The sequence below is a fragment of the Streptomyces avermitilis MA-4680 = NBRC 14893 genome (assembly GCF_000009765.2).
GTDB lineage: Bacteria > Actinomycetota > Actinomycetes > Streptomycetales > Streptomycetaceae > Streptomyces > Streptomyces avermitilis.
This window is the reverse complement of the sequence record NC_003155.5, coordinates 8,863,037-8,877,157: the sequence shown is the minus strand read 5'-3', so window position 1 is coordinate 8,877,157 and position 14,121 is coordinate 8,863,037. Positions and strand designations below refer to the sequence as shown.

16 protein-coding genes and 2 pseudogenes are annotated in these 14,121 nt (G+C 71.6%); 8 read left to right on the top strand and 10 right to left on the bottom strand.

Features of this window, described 5'->3' with window-relative positions:
- Positions 1 to 78: 78 nt before the first annotated feature.
- From SAVERM_RS38220 to SAVERM_RS38205, 4 genes are read right to left on the bottom strand one after another with little or no spacing between them, the layout of a single operon-like run.
- A complete protein-coding gene (locus SAVERM_RS38220; protein WP_010988841.1) occupies positions 79 to 819 on the bottom strand; it encodes an MnhB domain-containing protein in 741 nt (246 codons plus the stop codon).
- Entirely contained in the window at positions 816 to 1,091 is a 276-nt protein-coding gene (locus tag SAVERM_RS38215; protein WP_010988840.1) for a Na(+)/H(+) antiporter subunit B, read from the bottom strand. The genes SAVERM_RS38220 and SAVERM_RS38215 overlap by 4 nt, the downstream gene beginning before the upstream one ends.
- Positions 1,084 to 1,536 (bottom strand): monovalent cation/H+ antiporter complex subunit F, encoded by a 453-nt coding sequence (locus SAVERM_RS38210; RefSeq protein WP_037650899.1) that lies wholly within the window; start codon positions 1,534 to 1,536, stop codon positions 1,084 to 1,086. Before SAVERM_RS38210 ends, SAVERM_RS38215 begins: the two co-directional genes overlap by 8 nt.
- Positions 1,533 to 1,715 (bottom strand): hypothetical protein, encoded by a 183-nt coding sequence (locus SAVERM_RS38205; RefSeq protein WP_037650901.1) that lies wholly within the window; start codon positions 1,713 to 1,715, stop codon positions 1,533 to 1,535. Before SAVERM_RS38205 ends, SAVERM_RS38210 begins: the two co-directional genes overlap by 4 nt.
- Positions 1,716 to 1,970: 255 nt before the next feature.
- Here SAVERM_RS38205 and SAVERM_RS38200 point away from each other — a divergent pair, with 255 nt between their 5' ends.
- Both SAVERM_RS38200 and SAVERM_RS38195 read left to right on the top strand, forming a co-directional pair.
- Positions 1,971 to 2,543 carry a VanZ family protein gene (locus SAVERM_RS38200; RefSeq protein ID WP_062804700.1) on the top strand — a complete coding sequence of 191 codons (573 nt, stop codon included), beginning with the start codon at positions 1,971 to 1,973 and terminating at the stop codon, positions 2,541 to 2,543.
- Between the two features lie 128 nt (positions 2,544 to 2,671).
- Complete coding sequence (locus SAVERM_RS38195; protein WP_010988837.1) at positions 2,672 to 3,934, top strand: ricin-type beta-trefoil lectin domain protein; 1,263 nt, start codon at positions 2,672 to 2,674, stop codon at positions 3,932 to 3,934.
- Between the two features lie 158 nt (positions 3,935 to 4,092).
- Here the strand turns inward: SAVERM_RS38195 and SAVERM_RS38190 are convergent, their stop codons facing one another.
- Positions 4,093 to 4,329: a hypothetical protein gene (locus SAVERM_RS38190; protein WP_010988836.1), complete on the bottom strand. Its 237-nt coding sequence runs from the start codon at positions 4,327 to 4,329 to the stop codon at positions 4,093 to 4,095.
- 230 nt (positions 4,330 to 4,559) lie between these two features.
- On the opposite strand from SAVERM_RS38190, the gene SAVERM_RS38185 reads away from it, so the two are divergent.
- The 3 genes from SAVERM_RS38185 (at position 4,560) to SAVERM_RS38175 (ending at position 7,587) form a co-directional block, all read left to right on the top strand.
- On the top strand, positions 4,560 to 5,597 hold the full coding sequence (locus tag SAVERM_RS38185; RefSeq protein ID WP_037650904.1) for a PHP domain-containing protein: 1,038 nt from the start codon (positions 4,560 to 4,562) through the stop codon (positions 5,595 to 5,597).
- Between the two features lie 40 nt (positions 5,598 to 5,637).
- Positions 5,638 to 6,303, top strand: a complete 666-nt coding sequence (locus SAVERM_RS38180) for an HAD family hydrolase (protein WP_010988834.1) — start codon at positions 5,638 to 5,640, stop codon at positions 6,301 to 6,303.
- A 315-nt stretch (positions 6,304 to 6,618) separates the two neighbouring features.
- On the top strand, positions 6,619 to 7,587 hold the full coding sequence (locus SAVERM_RS38175; protein ID WP_010988833.1) for an SDR family NAD(P)-dependent oxidoreductase: 969 nt from the start codon (positions 6,619 to 6,621) through the stop codon (positions 7,585 to 7,587).
- A 295-nt stretch (positions 7,588 to 7,882) separates the two neighbouring features.
- On the opposite strand, the gene SAVERM_RS38170 is transcribed toward SAVERM_RS38175, so the two are convergent.
- Both SAVERM_RS38170 and SAVERM_RS38165 read right to left on the bottom strand, forming a co-directional pair.
- Positions 7,883 to 8,134 carry a hypothetical protein gene (locus tag SAVERM_RS38170; RefSeq protein WP_037650906.1) on the bottom strand — a complete coding sequence of 84 codons (252 nt, stop codon included), beginning with the start codon at positions 8,132 to 8,134 and terminating at the stop codon, positions 7,883 to 7,885.
- Positions 8,135 to 8,329: 195 nt separating this feature from the next.
- Positions 8,330 to 9,619: an ROK family transcriptional regulator gene (locus SAVERM_RS38165; protein ID WP_010988831.1), complete on the bottom strand. Its 1,290-nt coding sequence runs from the start codon at positions 9,617 to 9,619 to the stop codon at positions 8,330 to 8,332.
- A 134-nt stretch (positions 9,620 to 9,753) separates the two neighbouring features.
- On the opposite strand from SAVERM_RS38165, the pseudogene SAVERM_RS38160 reads away from it, so the two are divergent.
- Both SAVERM_RS38160 and SAVERM_RS38155 read left to right on the top strand, forming a co-directional pair.
- Positions 9,754 to 9,939, top strand: a pseudogene (locus tag SAVERM_RS38160) (diguanylate cyclase); the annotation flags it as partial.
- A 113-nt stretch (positions 9,940 to 10,052) separates the two neighbouring features.
- The gene (locus SAVERM_RS38155) at positions 10,053 to 10,541 is read left to right on the top strand and encodes an FBP domain-containing protein (protein ID WP_010988829.1); all 489 of its coding nucleotides are present in this window, start codon (positions 10,053 to 10,055) and stop codon (positions 10,539 to 10,541) included.
- A 28-nt stretch (positions 10,542 to 10,569) separates the two neighbouring features.
- Here the strand turns inward: SAVERM_RS38155 and SAVERM_RS38150 are convergent, their stop codons facing one another.
- The 3 genes and pseudogenes from SAVERM_RS38150 to SAVERM_RS45130 all read right to left on the bottom strand — a co-directional run.
- Positions 10,570 to 11,904 (bottom strand): erythromycin esterase family protein, encoded by a 1,335-nt coding sequence (locus SAVERM_RS38150; RefSeq protein ID WP_037650910.1) that lies wholly within the window; start codon positions 11,902 to 11,904, stop codon positions 10,570 to 10,572.
- A gap of 222 nt (positions 11,905 to 12,126) precedes the next feature.
- Positions 12,127 to 12,348 (bottom strand): DinB family protein, encoded by a 222-nt coding sequence (locus SAVERM_RS45135; RefSeq protein WP_242432125.1) that lies wholly within the window; start codon positions 12,346 to 12,348, stop codon positions 12,127 to 12,129.
- 68 nt (positions 12,349 to 12,416) lie between these two features.
- Positions 12,417 to 12,743: pseudogene (locus tag SAVERM_RS45130) on the bottom strand (maleylpyruvate isomerase N-terminal domain-containing protein); the annotation flags it as partial.
- Positions 12,744 to 12,819: 76 nt separating this feature from the next.
- Here SAVERM_RS45130 and SAVERM_RS38140 point away from each other — a divergent pair.
- Positions 12,820 to 14,073: an aromatic acid exporter family protein gene (locus SAVERM_RS38140; RefSeq protein ID WP_010988826.1), complete on the top strand. Its 1,254-nt coding sequence runs from the start codon at positions 12,820 to 12,822 to the stop codon at positions 14,071 to 14,073.
- The last annotated feature ends 48 nt before the right edge of the window (positions 14,074 to 14,121 follow it).

Here is a 14,121-nt window from a genome sequence, read left to right as displayed (position 1 = left end):
CCTGTCGGTCCCGCCTGCCCTGCCTTTCCTGCCTTTCCCGCGTGCCCCGTCTGCCCTTTCTCTCCTGACTCTCCTTCTTCACTTCCCGCTTCCCTCCTCGATCTCGACGGCCTGGTCGAGGAAGCGGGCGAGCAGGACGACGACCGCGCAGGCGACCTCCACGCCGATGGCCGCGTTCAGCAGGGGGACGGTGCCGCCGGACGACAGGGTGTTGAAGGTGCCGTACGGGAGCAGTGTGTTGGCGAGGAAGGACGTGCCCGCGACGACTCCCGTGAGGCCGAGGACGAGGTAGGCGCAGGCGCCGAGCGCGTCGCCGATCTCGTACAGGCCGACGGGCCGGATGCGCTCCAGGGCGCGGTAGTCGGCGCCGAGGTAGAGCAGGTGCAGGGCGGTGGCCGCGATGACGCCGCCTTGGAAGCCGCCGCCGGGACTGAGCTGGCCGTGGGCGATGACGTAGAGGCCGGTGAGCAGGGCGACGGGCAGGACGACGAGGGCGTACCGGCGTACGGGGAGTGCGACGTCCTCGGGTTCCGGTCGCGCGCTTCGCTCGTCGCGGGTCTGGCGCAGCAGGACGACGGTGCCGAGGACGGAGGCGAAGAGGATGCCCATCTCGCCGAGGGTGTCGAAGGCACGCTGGTCGAAGTTGACGGACGCGATGGTGTTGGCGGTGTGCCGGGCCAGGGAGGCGCGGACGACCCGGTCTCCGTAGGGGTGCCGTGTCCCGCCGAAGCCGGGCAGCCGCAGACAGGCGGCGACGAGCAGGGCCGCGAGGCCCGCCCCGCCGACGGCCAGGACGATCAGCCGTACGCGCCGCGTCACCGTGCCTTCCCCTTCCCCTTCCGGTTCCCCTGCCGGGCCCGGCGTCCGACCTTGCGCACGGACAGGAGCAACAGGAGCGGGGTGAGCGCGGCGCCCACGGCGAGCTGGGAGAGCGCCACGTCGGGCGCCTGCATCACGGTGAACAGGACGGCGAGGGTGATACCGAGGACGGACAGGACGAGGGCCTGGCGCACGGGGTCGCGGACGGCGACGGCCGCGGTCGCGGAGGCGGCGACCAGCAGCAGGGCGACGAAGATCAGGGGGTCATCCACGGCGGCCCCCGGAGAATCCTCCGGACAGGGCGCGGGAGGCGAGGAGGTTTCCGCCGATCAGCAGCGCCCCGGTCACCAGGAGTTTCATCATGGCCCGGCCGGGTCCGGCGGCCGCGCACAGGACCAGTACGACCACGCCGCCGAAGCACGCGACGGCGACCGTGACGGCCCGGGCACGCGGCGGGTCCTGCGCGAGGTCGTCGGCGAGCAGCCGGGCGAAGACGAGGGTGCCGACCGGGCCGAGGAGGGCGAGGACCAGGGCGAGATCGACGTACGCGGGCCTCTCGTATCCCTGGGCGAGCAGCAGCAGTCCGGGGCAGGCGAGTGCGCAGGACAGGTTCTGGGCGACGACCCGGCGGCTCAACGGCCCGGTGGCGACGCCCCACACGGTGGCCCCGACTCCGCCGGCGATCGTGACCGTGGCCGCGACGGTCCAGCCGTTCACCGCGCGCTCATCGCCCGCCGCGCTCCGCGCGCCGCGACCGCTCCGGCGCACGAGGCCGAGGCCCCCACGATCAGCTCCAGTGTGTCGACCGCGCTGATGAACACCAGCCAGAGGAGGGCGAGGACGGCCCACCAGGCGAGTACTTCAAGCCAGGCCCACAGCGCCGTACGCGGGTTCATCTGCCGTCCCCTTTCTCCGCTTTGCATGGAATTGCCGGTTCCGCCATCCAAGCATCGCCCCGGCTCCGCGCGACGGCGGCGCGCGACGGGCTGGTGCCCCAAGTGCCCCACCGGTGGTAGCGGAAACCGAAGAGGGGACGGGGACCGGCACCGACAACGGCTCGTCCCGGCCGTCGGGCACCGGGCACCGGACATCAGCGGCCGGACAGCGGGTAGCCGCCATGCGACAGAGGGAAGTTGAACCTGGAGGGTTGGATGGCCCGTACCGAGCTACGCACCGGCACCTCGAAATTCGGCCTCGGCCGCCGTCGCACCTCGACGGCACCACCGCCGGAGCACCGGCCACTGCCGCTTCCCGTGCGACTGCTGGCGATGGTGCTCGCCTTCGCGACCATGGTGGCGTTCGCCGCGGTGCTGGCCCGGCTGACCCTGGAGCCGTCGCCCGCTTCGGAGGCGCTGACCCACAACAACCTGCATCCGGGCCGCTCCCTGCACGCCTATCTGAGCCGGCCCGAGTTGCGCGACGCCGTCAAGCAGATCGGCGGCAATCTGCTGCTCGGGGTGCCGTTCGGGGTACTGCTGCCGATGGTGGCTCCGCGCACCCGGGGCCTGGTGCGGGTCGGGGTACTGACCGCGCTGGTCATGCTGCTGGTCGAGCTGGTCCAGGGGGCGCTCATCACCGGGCGCGCCTTCGACATCGACGACGTCATCCTCAACACGACGGGCGCGCTGCTGGGTTATCTGCTGCTGGGGCGGCGACTCGGGCGGGCCGTGCATCCGCGCCGGAGGCGGCGGCAGGACACGAGCGGCGGCAAGGGCAAGAGCTGAGCAACTACTGGTCCGGACCACCGACTTGACAACCCCTTACCTCATTCCTTAAATCAAGAGGCGAAGCATGCACCCCCCACCCCAGTCGGCACACCCGTCCCCCGGGCAGCCGTACAGAAGGGAGAGTCGTGGACTCCCCACGCCTGCTCCGCCGATGTCTGTTCGCCGCACTCTCCGCGGCGCTCATCGCCTCCGCCGCGATCGGTCCCGCCGATGCAGCCGACGCCGCCCCCAAGGCGGCCTCGTCCGAGAAGGTGGCCGCTGCCGCGGCCACCTTCTCGGACACGTTCGACGGGGCCGCCGGTTCGGCCGTCGACTCCTCGAAATGGCAGGTCGAGACCGGCGACAACGTCAACAATCACGAAAGGCAGTACTACACCTCCGGCAACAACAACGCGGCCCTGGACGGCCAGGGCCATCTGGTCATCACGGCCCGCAAGGACAATCCCGGCAACTACCAGTGCTGGTACGGCCGTTGTGAGTACACCTCGGCCCGCCTGAACACCTCGGGGAAGTTCTCGGCCGCGTACGGTCGGGTCGAGGCGCGGATGAAGATACCGCGCGGGCAGGGCATGTGGCCCGCGTTCTGGATGCTCGGCACTGACATCGGACAGGTCGGCTGGCCGAACTCGGGCGAGATCGATGTCATGGAGAACGTCGGCTTCGAGCCCTCCACCATCCACGGCACCATCCACGGTCCCGGTTACTCCGGCACGGGCGGCATCGGTGCCGCGTACTCGCTGCCCGGGGGCCAGGCCTTCGCGGACGCCTTCCACACATTCGCCGTGGACTGGGCGCCCGACTCCATCACCTGGTCGGTGGACGGCACCGTCTACCAGCGGCGCACGCCCGCCGACCTGGGCGGCAAGACCTGGGCGTTCAACAAGCCGTTCTTCCTGATCCTCAACCTCGCGGTCGGCGGCTACTGGCCCGGCGATCCGAACAGCTCCACGGCCTTCCCGCAGCAGCTCGTGGTGGACGACGTGAAGGTGACGACCGGCGACAGCTCAAGCGGCGCGCCCATCACCGGACTGGCCGGCAAGTGCGTGGACGTGGCCGGTTCGAGCTCGGCCAACGGCGCCCCCGTCCAGCTCTACGACTGCAACGGCACCACCGCCCAGAAGTGGACGGTGGCCTCCGACGGCACGCTCCGCGCGCTGGGCAAGTGCCTCGACGTCACGGAGAACGGCACGGCGGACGGCTCCACCGTCCAGCTGTGGGACTGCGGTGGCAGCGCCAACCAGAAATGGGTGGTCACCGCGGCCGGCGACATCGTCAACCCGCAGGCCAACAAGTGCCTCGACGTGACCGGCAACAACTCGGCCAACGGCACCCGGCTGCAGATCTGGTCCTGCTCGGGCGCGGCGAACCAGAAGTGGAAGGTCGGCTGAACAAGCCTCGCCCCGGCCACAGCGAGCCATAGAGAGCAGACCGCCGGGCAGGCGAGCGGTGAGCCCGGCCGGCGTCGGTGCCGGCCGGGCTCACCGCGTGTTCCACCACCACGAGGGCGACGCGACGACGCGCGGGAGCCGGCCGGAGCCGACAGGCCCTAGCGCAGCGTCCAGTGGTGTTTGTCGCCGCCGACCCAGCGGACCACGTCCGGGTCGTCGAGGTCGTGGACCGTGATGCCGGCCTCCGCCGCGACCGTCAGGACGTCGGTGATCGCTCTCGCCTCGGCGACCACTTCACCGTCGATCTCCACGATCCGGAACGGCGGCTTGCCCGGCTGTACCCCGAGCACCATGATCCGCGGGTGGGTGACGTAGGGGCATGCGATTTCGGTCATGTCTCGAGCGTAGAGCGGTTCGCGTGGGTGAGCCGCCGAAGCGGTTCGAGGACCGCCGCCGCCCCGGCCCGGCGTGCGGGCGGGCGACCGCCGTCGCCGGGTTCGTCCAGCCGGGTGAGCAGGGTGCGGCGGTCGGCGTCGGCGTTCCGCGATCGTACGGACGGGCCCGCCGCTCCCGTTGTGCGGACATGCCGCGTCTGGGCAAGTCTGGAAGGCCGGAGGAGGTGGTCATGGACCCCCTGGAGGCCTTGGACCGGATCGCGTTCCTGCTGGAGCGGGGTCAGGCTCCCACCTACCGTGTCCGCGCGTTCCGCACCGCCGCCGCCGTACTGGCCGCACGGCCCGCGGACGAGGTGGCCGAGCTGGTCCGCACCGGGTCGCTGGAGTCCTTGAAGGGCATCGGCCCGAAGACGGCGCAGGTGGTGCGGGAGGCGCTGGCCGGGCAGGTGCCCGGCTATCTGGAGAAGCTGGAGCGGGAGGCCGGTGCGCCGCTCGCGCAGGGCGGCGAGGAGCTGCGGGCGCTGCTGCGCGGCGACTGCCATCTGCACTCCGACTGGTCGGACGGCGGAAGCCCGATCGAGGACATGGGGCGGACCGCGGCGCGGCTCGGGCACGAGTGGGCGGTGCTCACCGACCACTCGCCGCGGCTGACGGTGGCCCGGGGCCTGTCTCCGGAGCGACTGCGCGAGCAGCTGGCGGTGGTCGCCACGCTCAACGAACGCTGGGCTCCGTTCCGGCTGCTCACCGGCATCGAGTGCGACATCCTCGACGACGGGTCGCTCGACCAGGAGCCCGAGCTGCTGGCCCGGCTCGACGTGGTCGTGGTGTCCGTGCACTCCAAGCTGCGCATGGACGCACGGTCGATGACCCGCCGTATGGTCGCCGCCGTACGCGACCCGCTGTCGGACGTCCTCGGGCACTGCACGGGACGGCTGCTGACCGGGCGCGGACGGCCCGAGTCGGAGTTCGACGCGGACGAGGTGTTCGCCGCCTGTGCGGAGTCCGGCACCGCTGTGGAGATCAACAGCCGGCCCGAGCGGCTCGACCCGCCGCGGCGCCTGCTGCGCCGTGCGGTCGCGGCGGGTGTCCTGTTCTCCGTGGACACCGACGCACACGCGCCCGGCCAGCTCGACTGGCAGATCCACGGCTGCGCCCGGGCCGAGGAGTGCGGGGTGCCCGCCGAGCGGGTGATCACCACCTGGACCATGGAGGAACTGCTCGCCTGGGCCCGCGACCGGGAGACACCGGCGGGCGTGGACCCCGTCTGACGTGGTACTCGTACGGCGTAGGAGGAGGAGAGGACAGCTCATGGAACGCGCCGCCGTGTTCGACGTCGACGGCACTCTCGTCGACACGAACCATCTGCATGTCACGACGTGGTGGGAGGCCTTCCGGCAGGCGGGTCACCAGGTGCCGATGCACGACATCCACCGGTCGGTGGGCCTGGGCTCCCAGGACCTCATCGCCCATCTCCTGGGGGAGGACCGGGACCAGGACGAGGTCGACGCGCTGAGCGCCGCCCACAAGACCCTGTACGGAACGTACTTCGACCGGCTGCACCCGCTGAAGGACGCCGGGCGGCTGCTGAAGCGGCTGGACGACGACGGCTGGACGGTCGTGCTCGCCACCTCGGCGGGCGGCTCCGAACTGTCCGCGCTGCGCCGGGCGATCGACGCGGACGACGCCATCAAGGCCACGGCGAGCGCCGACGACGTGTCCGCCGGCAAGCCCGCGCCCGAGCCCGTCGAGCACGCGCTGGGCCTGGTCGGCATCCCGCCCGAGCACGCGGTGTTCGTCGGCGACACGGTCTGGGACATGCGCGCGGGCAGCCGGGCCGGGGTGACCTGCGTGGGCGTCCTGTGCGGGGGCATCCCGCGGGCGGATCTGGTGGAGGCGGGGGCGGACGCGATCTACCGGGATCCGGAGCATCTGCTCGCGCTACTGCCGGACAGCGCGCTGGCGCCGAAGGCGTGAGGCGCCGTGGCATGGACCGTCCCGAGCGGCGTGACGCACGTCACCCCACCTGCGTCGACGTGGGGGAACACCCTCCGGTAGTTTTTCTTTGAACAAACTGTGGGTGTGGAGGGGACAGTGTCCCCGGGCCTCACCTAGTGCTCACAGGGACGATCGTTCGGCTGAAGCCCTGTGGAGCCGTCCACCGAGAGGCGACCGCCCCGCGCACCCACCACAGACCGCCCCGACCGTGATTCCCCCATCCGGTCGGGGCTCTTCTTTGCCCGGCGAGGTCCACTTGACTTCGAGTGCTCTCCAATTCGTAGCGTGCGTCCCATGAACACTGCACAGCACAAGATCGGCTCGGGTTTCGGTGCCACGAGCACCGCGGTCGACGTACTTCACGGCATCGACCTCTCCGGACAGCTCGCGATCGTGACGGGCGGGTACTCCGGGCTCGGCCTGGAAACCACACGCGCGCTCACCGGGGCGGGCGCCCGGGTCGTCGTCCCCGCACGACGCCCCGACGTCGCCCGGGAGGCGGTGGCGGGCATCGACGGGGTGGAGGTGGACGAGCTCGATCTCGGGGACCTCGAGAGTGTGCGGGGCTTCGCCGAACGGTTCCTCGCCTCGGGCCGCACGATCGACATCGTGATCAACAACGCCGGGATCATGGCCTGCCCGGAGACCCGGGTCGGGCCCGGCTGGGAGGCCCAGTTCGCCACCAATCACCTGGGCCATTTCGCGCTCGTCAACCGTCTGTGGCCGGCTGTCGAGCCGGGCGGGGCGCGTGTCGTCTCCGTGTCGTCCGGGGGCCACCACCTCTCGGGGATCCGCTGGGACGACGTGCACTGGACGCACGACTACGACAAGTGGGAGGCGTACGGGCAGGCCAAGACCGCGAACGTGCTGTTCGCCGTGCACCTCGACAGGCTCGGCCGGGAGTCCGGCGTACGGGCCTTCTCCCTGCACCCCGGTGGCATCCTCACCCCGTTGCAGCGTCATCTCGCGAAGGAGGAGATGGTCGAGCGGGGGTGGATCGACGAGAACGGCGACCTCGTGCACCCCGACGCCTTCAAGACGCCCGAGCAAGGCGCGGCCACCCAGGTGTGGGCGGCGACCTCTCCGCAGCTGGCGGGCATGGGCGGGGTGTACTGCGAGGACTGCGACATCGCCGAGCCGGCGTCCGCGGACGGCGAGCGGGGCGGCGTGAAGGACTGGGCGACCGACCCGGAGCAGGCGGCCCGCCTGTGGGACCTCTCGGCGGAACTCACCGGAGTGAACGCGTTCGCGTCCCGCGCCTGAGGCGGGCCGGGGCGGCCGGGACGACGCCGCGAAGCCGGGCCGGCCAACGGCCACGCCGTTCTCACCGGCGTCACGACTCCCCCGGCAAGGGCGCCCCACTGCCCGGCCACCCCCGACCGCACCCGTTCTCCCAGCGCCCGTCTCTCGCCTCGCGGCCGACGACGGGTGCCCGCATCGCGACCGACGGCGGGTGCCCGGCCGGCTCCGCCCAACGCCCTCTCGTCCACTCGCTCCCGCTGCGGACGGGCCAGTCACGTAACCGGTCGGTCAGGCCCATGAGATCTCCCTGTTCGGGTCAGTCGGCGGGCTCGTCCGGCACGGGGTGCTCCGGGTTCACGGCGGCCGCGTGCGGAGCGCCCTGCCGGCCCGTGCCCGCCTCGTCCGTGTCGGGGACGTCGAGGTCGGGCTCGTCGTCGAGGTCGTCCTTGCCGCTTCCTGCGGGGGCGGCGTCCCACGGATCCTCGCTCTCGCGGGCCTGCTGGTCCGGCAGGTCCCGCGGGATCGGGTCACCGTTCTCGCCGGGAGCCTCTTGGCGGTGCTCGGTCACGGCATGCTCCATTCTGCGGGAGGGCGGCGGACCCCGCGCAGAGCTCGCGGGGCCCCCTGGGCGCCGCGCGAGTACCTCGGGCACGGCAGCCGAAACACCCGTCGTCCCGGAAACCGCAGGCCAACCGCGTGATCCCGGCGCAGCGAGGCACAGAGCGACACAGCGAGGTGAACGGTCCGCCGAGCCCCGCCGGTCTCAGCGCGGCGGCCGCTCCTCCAGCGCCGTACGCCACGCGGGCGACGGCCCCTCGCTCGCCGGCTCCGCGCGCCGCCCGCCCCGGGCGAAGAAGTCGGCGAGCGGCAGGATGGCCGCGCCGGCCGTGACCGCGTCGGGGCCGAGCCTGCCGAGGTCGATGGAGACGCGCTCGGCCGGGTGACGCAGTGCGTACGACGTCGCGTGCCGGCGCACCGCGGGCAGGAACCGGGAGCCGAGCTGGAGACCCGCCCAGCCGCCGATGAGAATGCGCTCGGGCTGGAAGAGGTTGATCAGGTCGGACAGACCCGCGCCCAGGTATTCCGCGGTCTCCTCCAGGACGGCGAGGGCGGCCGGGTCGGGGTCGGCGCCCCCGGGCGGGTAGGCCGCGGCCAGCATCGCGGTCAGCGCGGTCTCCTCGTCGGTGTGCTCCGGCGGGCGTCCGCCCTCCTCCCGCCAGCGGTCGAGCAGCGCTTCCGCACCCGCGTACGCCTCCAGGCAGCCCAGGGCGCCGCACCGGCAGCGGCGGCCCCTGACCCGTACGGTCAGGTGGCCCCACTCCAGCGCCCGGCCGCTGTCCACCTCCTCCGTGACGAGACAGGCGCCGACACCGGAGCCGAAGAGCACCACGACGGCGCTGCGGGCACCGCGTCCGGCGCCGAACCACATCTCGGCCTGGCCGAGGGTCTTGGCCCCGTTGTCCGTGAAGTACGGGACGGTGTCCGGCAGGCGGCCGGTGGAGCGGAGCAGGGATTCGAGGGGGACGGCGTTCCAGCCGATCGTCTGGCCGTGGACGACCGCGCCCTGCCCCGGCGTGCGTTCCACGATGCCGGGGACGCCGACACCGACCCCGAGGAGCCGTTCGGGCGCGATGTCCGCGGCCGTCAGCACCTCGTCGACGCCGTCGCGGATGTGCCCGACGACGACCTCGACGTCGTAGCACCCACGCTCCAACGGCCTTTCGGTGCGGGCGAGTTCGGTGAGAGTGAGGTCGAACAGCTCGACACGTACCCGGGTCTCGCCGACATCGACGCCGATCATGTGGCCGCTGCCGGGCGCGACGCGCAGCAGGATGCGCGGGCGGCCACCGTCGGAGTCGACGCTGCCGGCCTCCTCGACCAGTCCGTCGGCGACCAGCTCGGCGACCACGTTACTGATGGAACCGGAACTCAGCCCGGTGGCCGGCCCCAGTTCGAAGCGGCTCATCGGGCCCTCGAAATACAACCGTTGCAGCACGGCGGTGCGATTGCCCCGCCGCAGATCACGCACCGTCCGCCCGTTCCGCGCCGCCATATGGCCCCCTTCCGGCCTGTCACGTCCTAAATTAAGCCATAAGAGGCGTTCGCCAAGTGCACCCGCCCCCGACCGGGGCGCCGGTGGGGGGGGCGACGGGGCGGCAGGCCCGGCAGACCGGCGGACGCCAGGCGGCCGGCTCGTTCAGGGCGGCCCGAGCCGCCCGGGAGACGGGACTGACGACGGACGGCGTCACCTGTCACCTGCGGCGGCTGTCCGAGCGGTGGAGCGCGGCGAACCGTACGGAACTGGTCGCCCGCGCCTACGCGCTGGGCGTGCTCAGCTCCGGGGTGTGGCCACCGGAGGCGGTCACGGACTGAGGCGCGCCCCGGCACTCAAAACCATTGGATCTCCATCCTTCGACTGGGTAACTTCGGCAAAACCTAGAACCCCTAGGTTTTGCCGAAGCCCGCACCCCCAGGAGAACCTCCCCATGAGAGCACTCACCGAGCAGGACATCCGCGACTCCTTCGTCAACTGCTCGAAGGGCGAGGCCAAGCGCCTGGCGATACCCCGCGATCTGGACGAACGCCCCTGGGACGACCTGGACTTCCTCGGCTGGCGGGATCCGGGGGCGCCCGATCGCAGCTATCTGGTCACCGAGCGCGCGGACGGCCTGGTCGGCGTGACACTGCGTTTCCCGTCCTCGCGACGCGGCTTCCTGCACCGCAGCATGTGCTCGCTGTGTGTGACGACCCACCCGGGCAACGGGGTGTCCCTGATGACGGCTCGCAAGACGGGCGCGGCCGGGCGCGAGGGAAACTCGGTCGGCGTCTACATGTGCGCCGACCTCGCCTGTTCCCTGTACGTGCGCGGCAGGAAGGTCCCGGAGTCCGGGACGCGCTTCGAGGAGAGCCTCACCGTGGAGGAGCAGATCGCCCGGATGGTGGGCAATCTGTCCGCCTTCCTGGACAAGCTGTAGAGCCGACGCGCGGGCGGCTTGTCGGTCCCTATTGGTCCCGCAGCCGCGCCGCCTCCACCCGGTGCAGGTGGATGAGTATGTCGTGGGTGGACGCGAGCGCGATGTCGTGCGGGCCGTCCGGGTAGTCGGTGCCGATGCTGCGGGTGGGCCGGGCCCTGTCCAGCCACTCCCGCGCCGGTGCGGCGACCCGGCGCAGATCGAGTACGTAGTCGCGGTACCGGACCCGGTCGAGGGTCCGCTCATTGGTGCCGGGGCCGGCCGGTCCCAGCGTCCAGCGGTGGATGGCGCCGTCCTGTCCGGTGGCGTTGAACGAGCCCCGGTCGAAGGTGAGGCCCACGCTCACGTACCCGGAGCCGAGGCGGTCGTGCAGAAAGGCGCCCTGCATCTTCGGGTAGTTGGCCGGATCGTACGTCCGGTACCCGACATGGGCGTCGTGCGCCGCCAGCAGCACCTTGGTGCCGGTGTGCCGCTGCCACCAGAGCACGTTGGCCGCCATCGCGGAGTCGCGGTAGCGCATGCTCGCGGCGATCTGCCGCGGGTCCGTGAAGTCGAAGGCGTACTGCCGGGCGACCTGGTCGAGTGCCGTCGCGTTCTGCACGGCCCGTTCGTACGCCGCCCGGTCCGCGCCCGGTGACTGCCGTTTCAGCAGCTCCAGGGCCTGGCCGGTGCGGTCCGCCATCTCCCTGCGCTCGGCGTACGGCTTGTTCAGGTACTGCTCCATGTACGTGCCCGTCGCCACCGTGGGCCGCAGTCCGCGGTAGAGCTCGTCGAAGCGGGCGGTCAGCTCCGGCCGGGTGCGGGCCACATAGTCCGTGACGGCGTCGTACAGCTCGGGTCCGACCCAGCCGATGTCGTCGCCCATGAAGCGGACCGGGTCGTGCGGATGCCGCAGGTTGTACGCGCGCATCCACTCGACGAGCGCCAGATAGTCGGTGTTGTTCCACCACAGGTAGTCGCGTTGGAACTCCTCGCGCATGATGCGCCGCGGGTCGCCCTTGCCGTGCAGCACGTAGTCGTCGAGCCGCTGTCCGGTGCTCCAGCTGCCCTCCAGGGCGAAGGTGCGGAACCCCTTCTCCTCGACCAGATGGCGGAAGACGCGGTGCTTCAGGGCGAAGAAGTCGTGGGAGCTGTGAGTGGCCTCGCCGAGGCCGACGACCCGGGCGCCGCCGATCATGCCGTCGAGAGGCCGTAGATCGCTCGTGTCGCCCTGCGGTTCGACGGTCCGCAGGGGGTGGGCGCCGCTTTCGAGGGCGTGGACGACCGGTCCGCTCGTCGTCGCGGAGGCGGCCGGCGCCACGCCGGCCGCCACGGTCCCCAGAGTGAGGAGCAGGGCCAGGGCCAATCCAGTCCGATGCCGTTTCATGATCCAAGGCTCTCGTCCCGGCCCGGGCCCGGACCATCCGGCAGGCCTGCCGCCGGGGGTGGGGAAAACCCGGCGGCAAAGACTGAGGCCTGCCTCAGCGACCGCGAGCATGCACGACGGCGACCATGCGGCCACGCGGCCGTACGGCCATGCCCACCACGTGGCACCGTGCCCCGGTGAGCCGCGCTGACCGGCCGACGCGGCTCACCCGGAAGCGCCGGGTCAGGACGCGGGAGCCGCCCAGTGCGGATCCCGGCCCAAAAAGGCGAGCAACGCCTCGGCCCGGCTGGGACCTTCGGGCACCTCGCGCACGGGAGCGAACACCCCGTACGCGTCGCGAAGATGATCCGCGAGACGCTCCGCGGCGGCCCAGATGCCGTCGGCCATCTCCTCGTCCAACGGCATGTCCAGGCCCGTCGCCACGGCGATGTCCCAGGCGTGCACGCCGGCGTCCATGGCGGCTGGAGCAGCGGGCCCAGCGGGGTCGGCACCTGCTCGGCGTCGGCGGGCAGTGCGGTGTACACGTCCGCCACCCGGCGCAGCACCGCGTCCAGCTCGGCCCGCGCGTCGCCGGACAGCGCGTCCGCGGGCGCGAAGGAGTCCGACTCCGGCCGCCCGTCCCCCGTGACGGCGGCGCCGTACGCCTGCTGATCGAGTCGCGCGTGGCTGAGTACCTGGCGTACGGTCCACTCTCCGCACGGCGTCGGCGCTCCCCAGGCCTGCTCCGGCCCGGCCGCGACCGTCCCGCGCAGGTACGCGTGTGCCTGTACGAGCAGTTCGATGCCCCTTGACGTTGCCCAGGGGCGATCCCCTCCCTGATTTCCGGCAGGCGGGAACAACCTAGGCTCACTTACGGACAGTTTCGGTCCTCAATAGATACGTTCGGTGCAGCTGTGAAACGGGAAAAGGCCAAGGATGCGAGATGTACGTGATGCGTGGGCGGCGGCCACCGCGCAGGTCGGGAAGTGGCGCCAGCCCGTGGTCGTCCAGTCGGTGCGTTCGACGGCGGCCGCGACTGTCGCGTACGTCATCGCCCTTCACCTGAGCCCGGAACCCGCACCGCTCACCGCGCCGCTGACGGCCCTCCTCGTCGTTCAGGTCACGCTCTACGCCACCCTCACCACCAGTTGGCGCAGGGTGAACTCCGTGGTGACGGGTGTCGTCATCGCCATCGGCTTCAGCGTGCTGGTGGGACTGACCTGGTGGAGTCTGGGCCTGATCATCCTCGCCTCGCTGGCCGTCGGACATCTCGTCCGGGTGAGCGAGTTCGTGCCCGAGGTGGCGATCAGCGCGATGCTCGTCCTGGGCGTGACCCGGGTCGGGGACACCGCCTGGGCGCGGGTGGTGGAGACGCTGATCGGCGCGGTCGTGGGGCTCGGCACGAATGTGCTCTTCGCTCCCCCGGTCTGGGTGAGCGAAGCCGCGGAGTCCATCGAGGACCTGGCGCGCCGGATCCGTCAGTTGATGCTGCGCATCGGGGAGGAGGCGGCGGGCCGCGCGCCCATCGAGGAGGCGACGGCCCGGCTGTACGAGGCGCGCCGCCTCGACCACGACATCGTGCAGGTCGACGCGGCGCTGCGACAGGCCGAGGACAGCCTGAAGCTCAATCCGCGGGTCCGCGAAGGGCTGCTGTACCGGATCGTGCTGCGCACCGGCCTGGACACGCTGGAGATCTGCACGGTCGTGCTGCGGGTCCTCGCCCGCACCCTCGCCGATTTCGCCAAGGCGCGCGATCTGCAGCGTTGGCTGGAGCCGGAGACCGGCGCGGTGCTGGAACAGCTCCTCTCCGAGATCGGGAACGCCATCGTCAGCTTCGCGGTGCTGGTCACCACCGATGTCAGTCGCAGCGCCGAGAACGCGGAGTCCCGGCTCGCCGCGGAGCTGACGACCGCGGCGGCGACCCGGGACAAGCTGGCCCAGCTGCTGCTCGAGGAGATCCAACGGGATGCGAGCCAGTGGCAGTTGCGCGGCGCCATTCTCACGGAGGTCAACCGCATCCTGGACGAGCTCGACATCGAACACCGCTCCCGGCGGCTGTTCGAGGAACTGGACCGCAGCACCCGCGAGCAGCGCGAGCGCAGATCACGCCTCACCCGCCTGCGGCAGCGTATGGGGGTCGTGCGCCTGCCGCGCCGGAACCACCGGGCCTCTTCGGGTCGTTCTACCTGAGGAATCACCGAGCGAGCACGACGGCGACGACGAGGGGAGCGGGCGTTC

What these genes read in the sequence shown, in the direction of transcription:
- SAVERM_RS38190 (WP_010988836.1), bottom strand. Translation starts at nt 4,329, where the DNA reads ATGACCGAAATCGCATGCCCCTACGTCACCCACCCGCGGATCATGGTG.
- SAVERM_RS38155 (WP_010988829.1), top strand. Translation starts at nt 10,053, where the DNA reads ATGAGAGCACTCACCGAGCAGGACATCCGCGACTCCTTCGTCAACTGC.
- SAVERM_RS38175 (WP_010988833.1), top strand. Translation starts at nt 6,619, where the DNA reads ATGAACACTGCACAGCACAAGATCGGCTCGGGTTTCGGTGCCACGAGC.
- SAVERM_RS38200 (WP_062804700.1), top strand. Translation starts at nt 1,971, where the DNA reads ATGGCCCGTACCGAGCTACGCACCGGCACCTCGAAATTCGGCCTCGGC.
- SAVERM_RS38165 (WP_010988831.1), bottom strand. Translation starts at nt 9,619, where the DNA reads ATGGCGGCGCGGAACGGGCGGACGGTGCGTGATCTGCGGCGGGGCAAT.
- SAVERM_RS38180 (WP_010988834.1), top strand. Translation starts at nt 5,638, where the DNA reads ATGGAACGCGCCGCCGTGTTCGACGTCGACGGCACTCTCGTCGACACG.
- SAVERM_RS38140 (WP_010988826.1), top strand. Translation starts at nt 12,820, where the DNA reads ATGCGAGATGTACGTGATGCGTGGGCGGCGGCCACCGCGCAGGTCGGG.
- SAVERM_RS38205 (WP_037650901.1), bottom strand. Translation starts at nt 1,715, where the DNA reads ATGAACCCGCGTACGGCGCTGTGGGCCTGGCTTGAAGTACTCGCCTGG.
- SAVERM_RS38185 (WP_037650904.1), top strand. Translation starts at nt 4,560, where the DNA reads ATGGACCCCCTGGAGGCCTTGGACCGGATCGCGTTCCTGCTGGAGCGG.
- SAVERM_RS38150 (WP_037650910.1), bottom strand. Translation starts at nt 11,904, where the DNA reads ATGAAACGGCATCGGACTGGATTGGCCCTGGCCCTGCTCCTCACTCTG.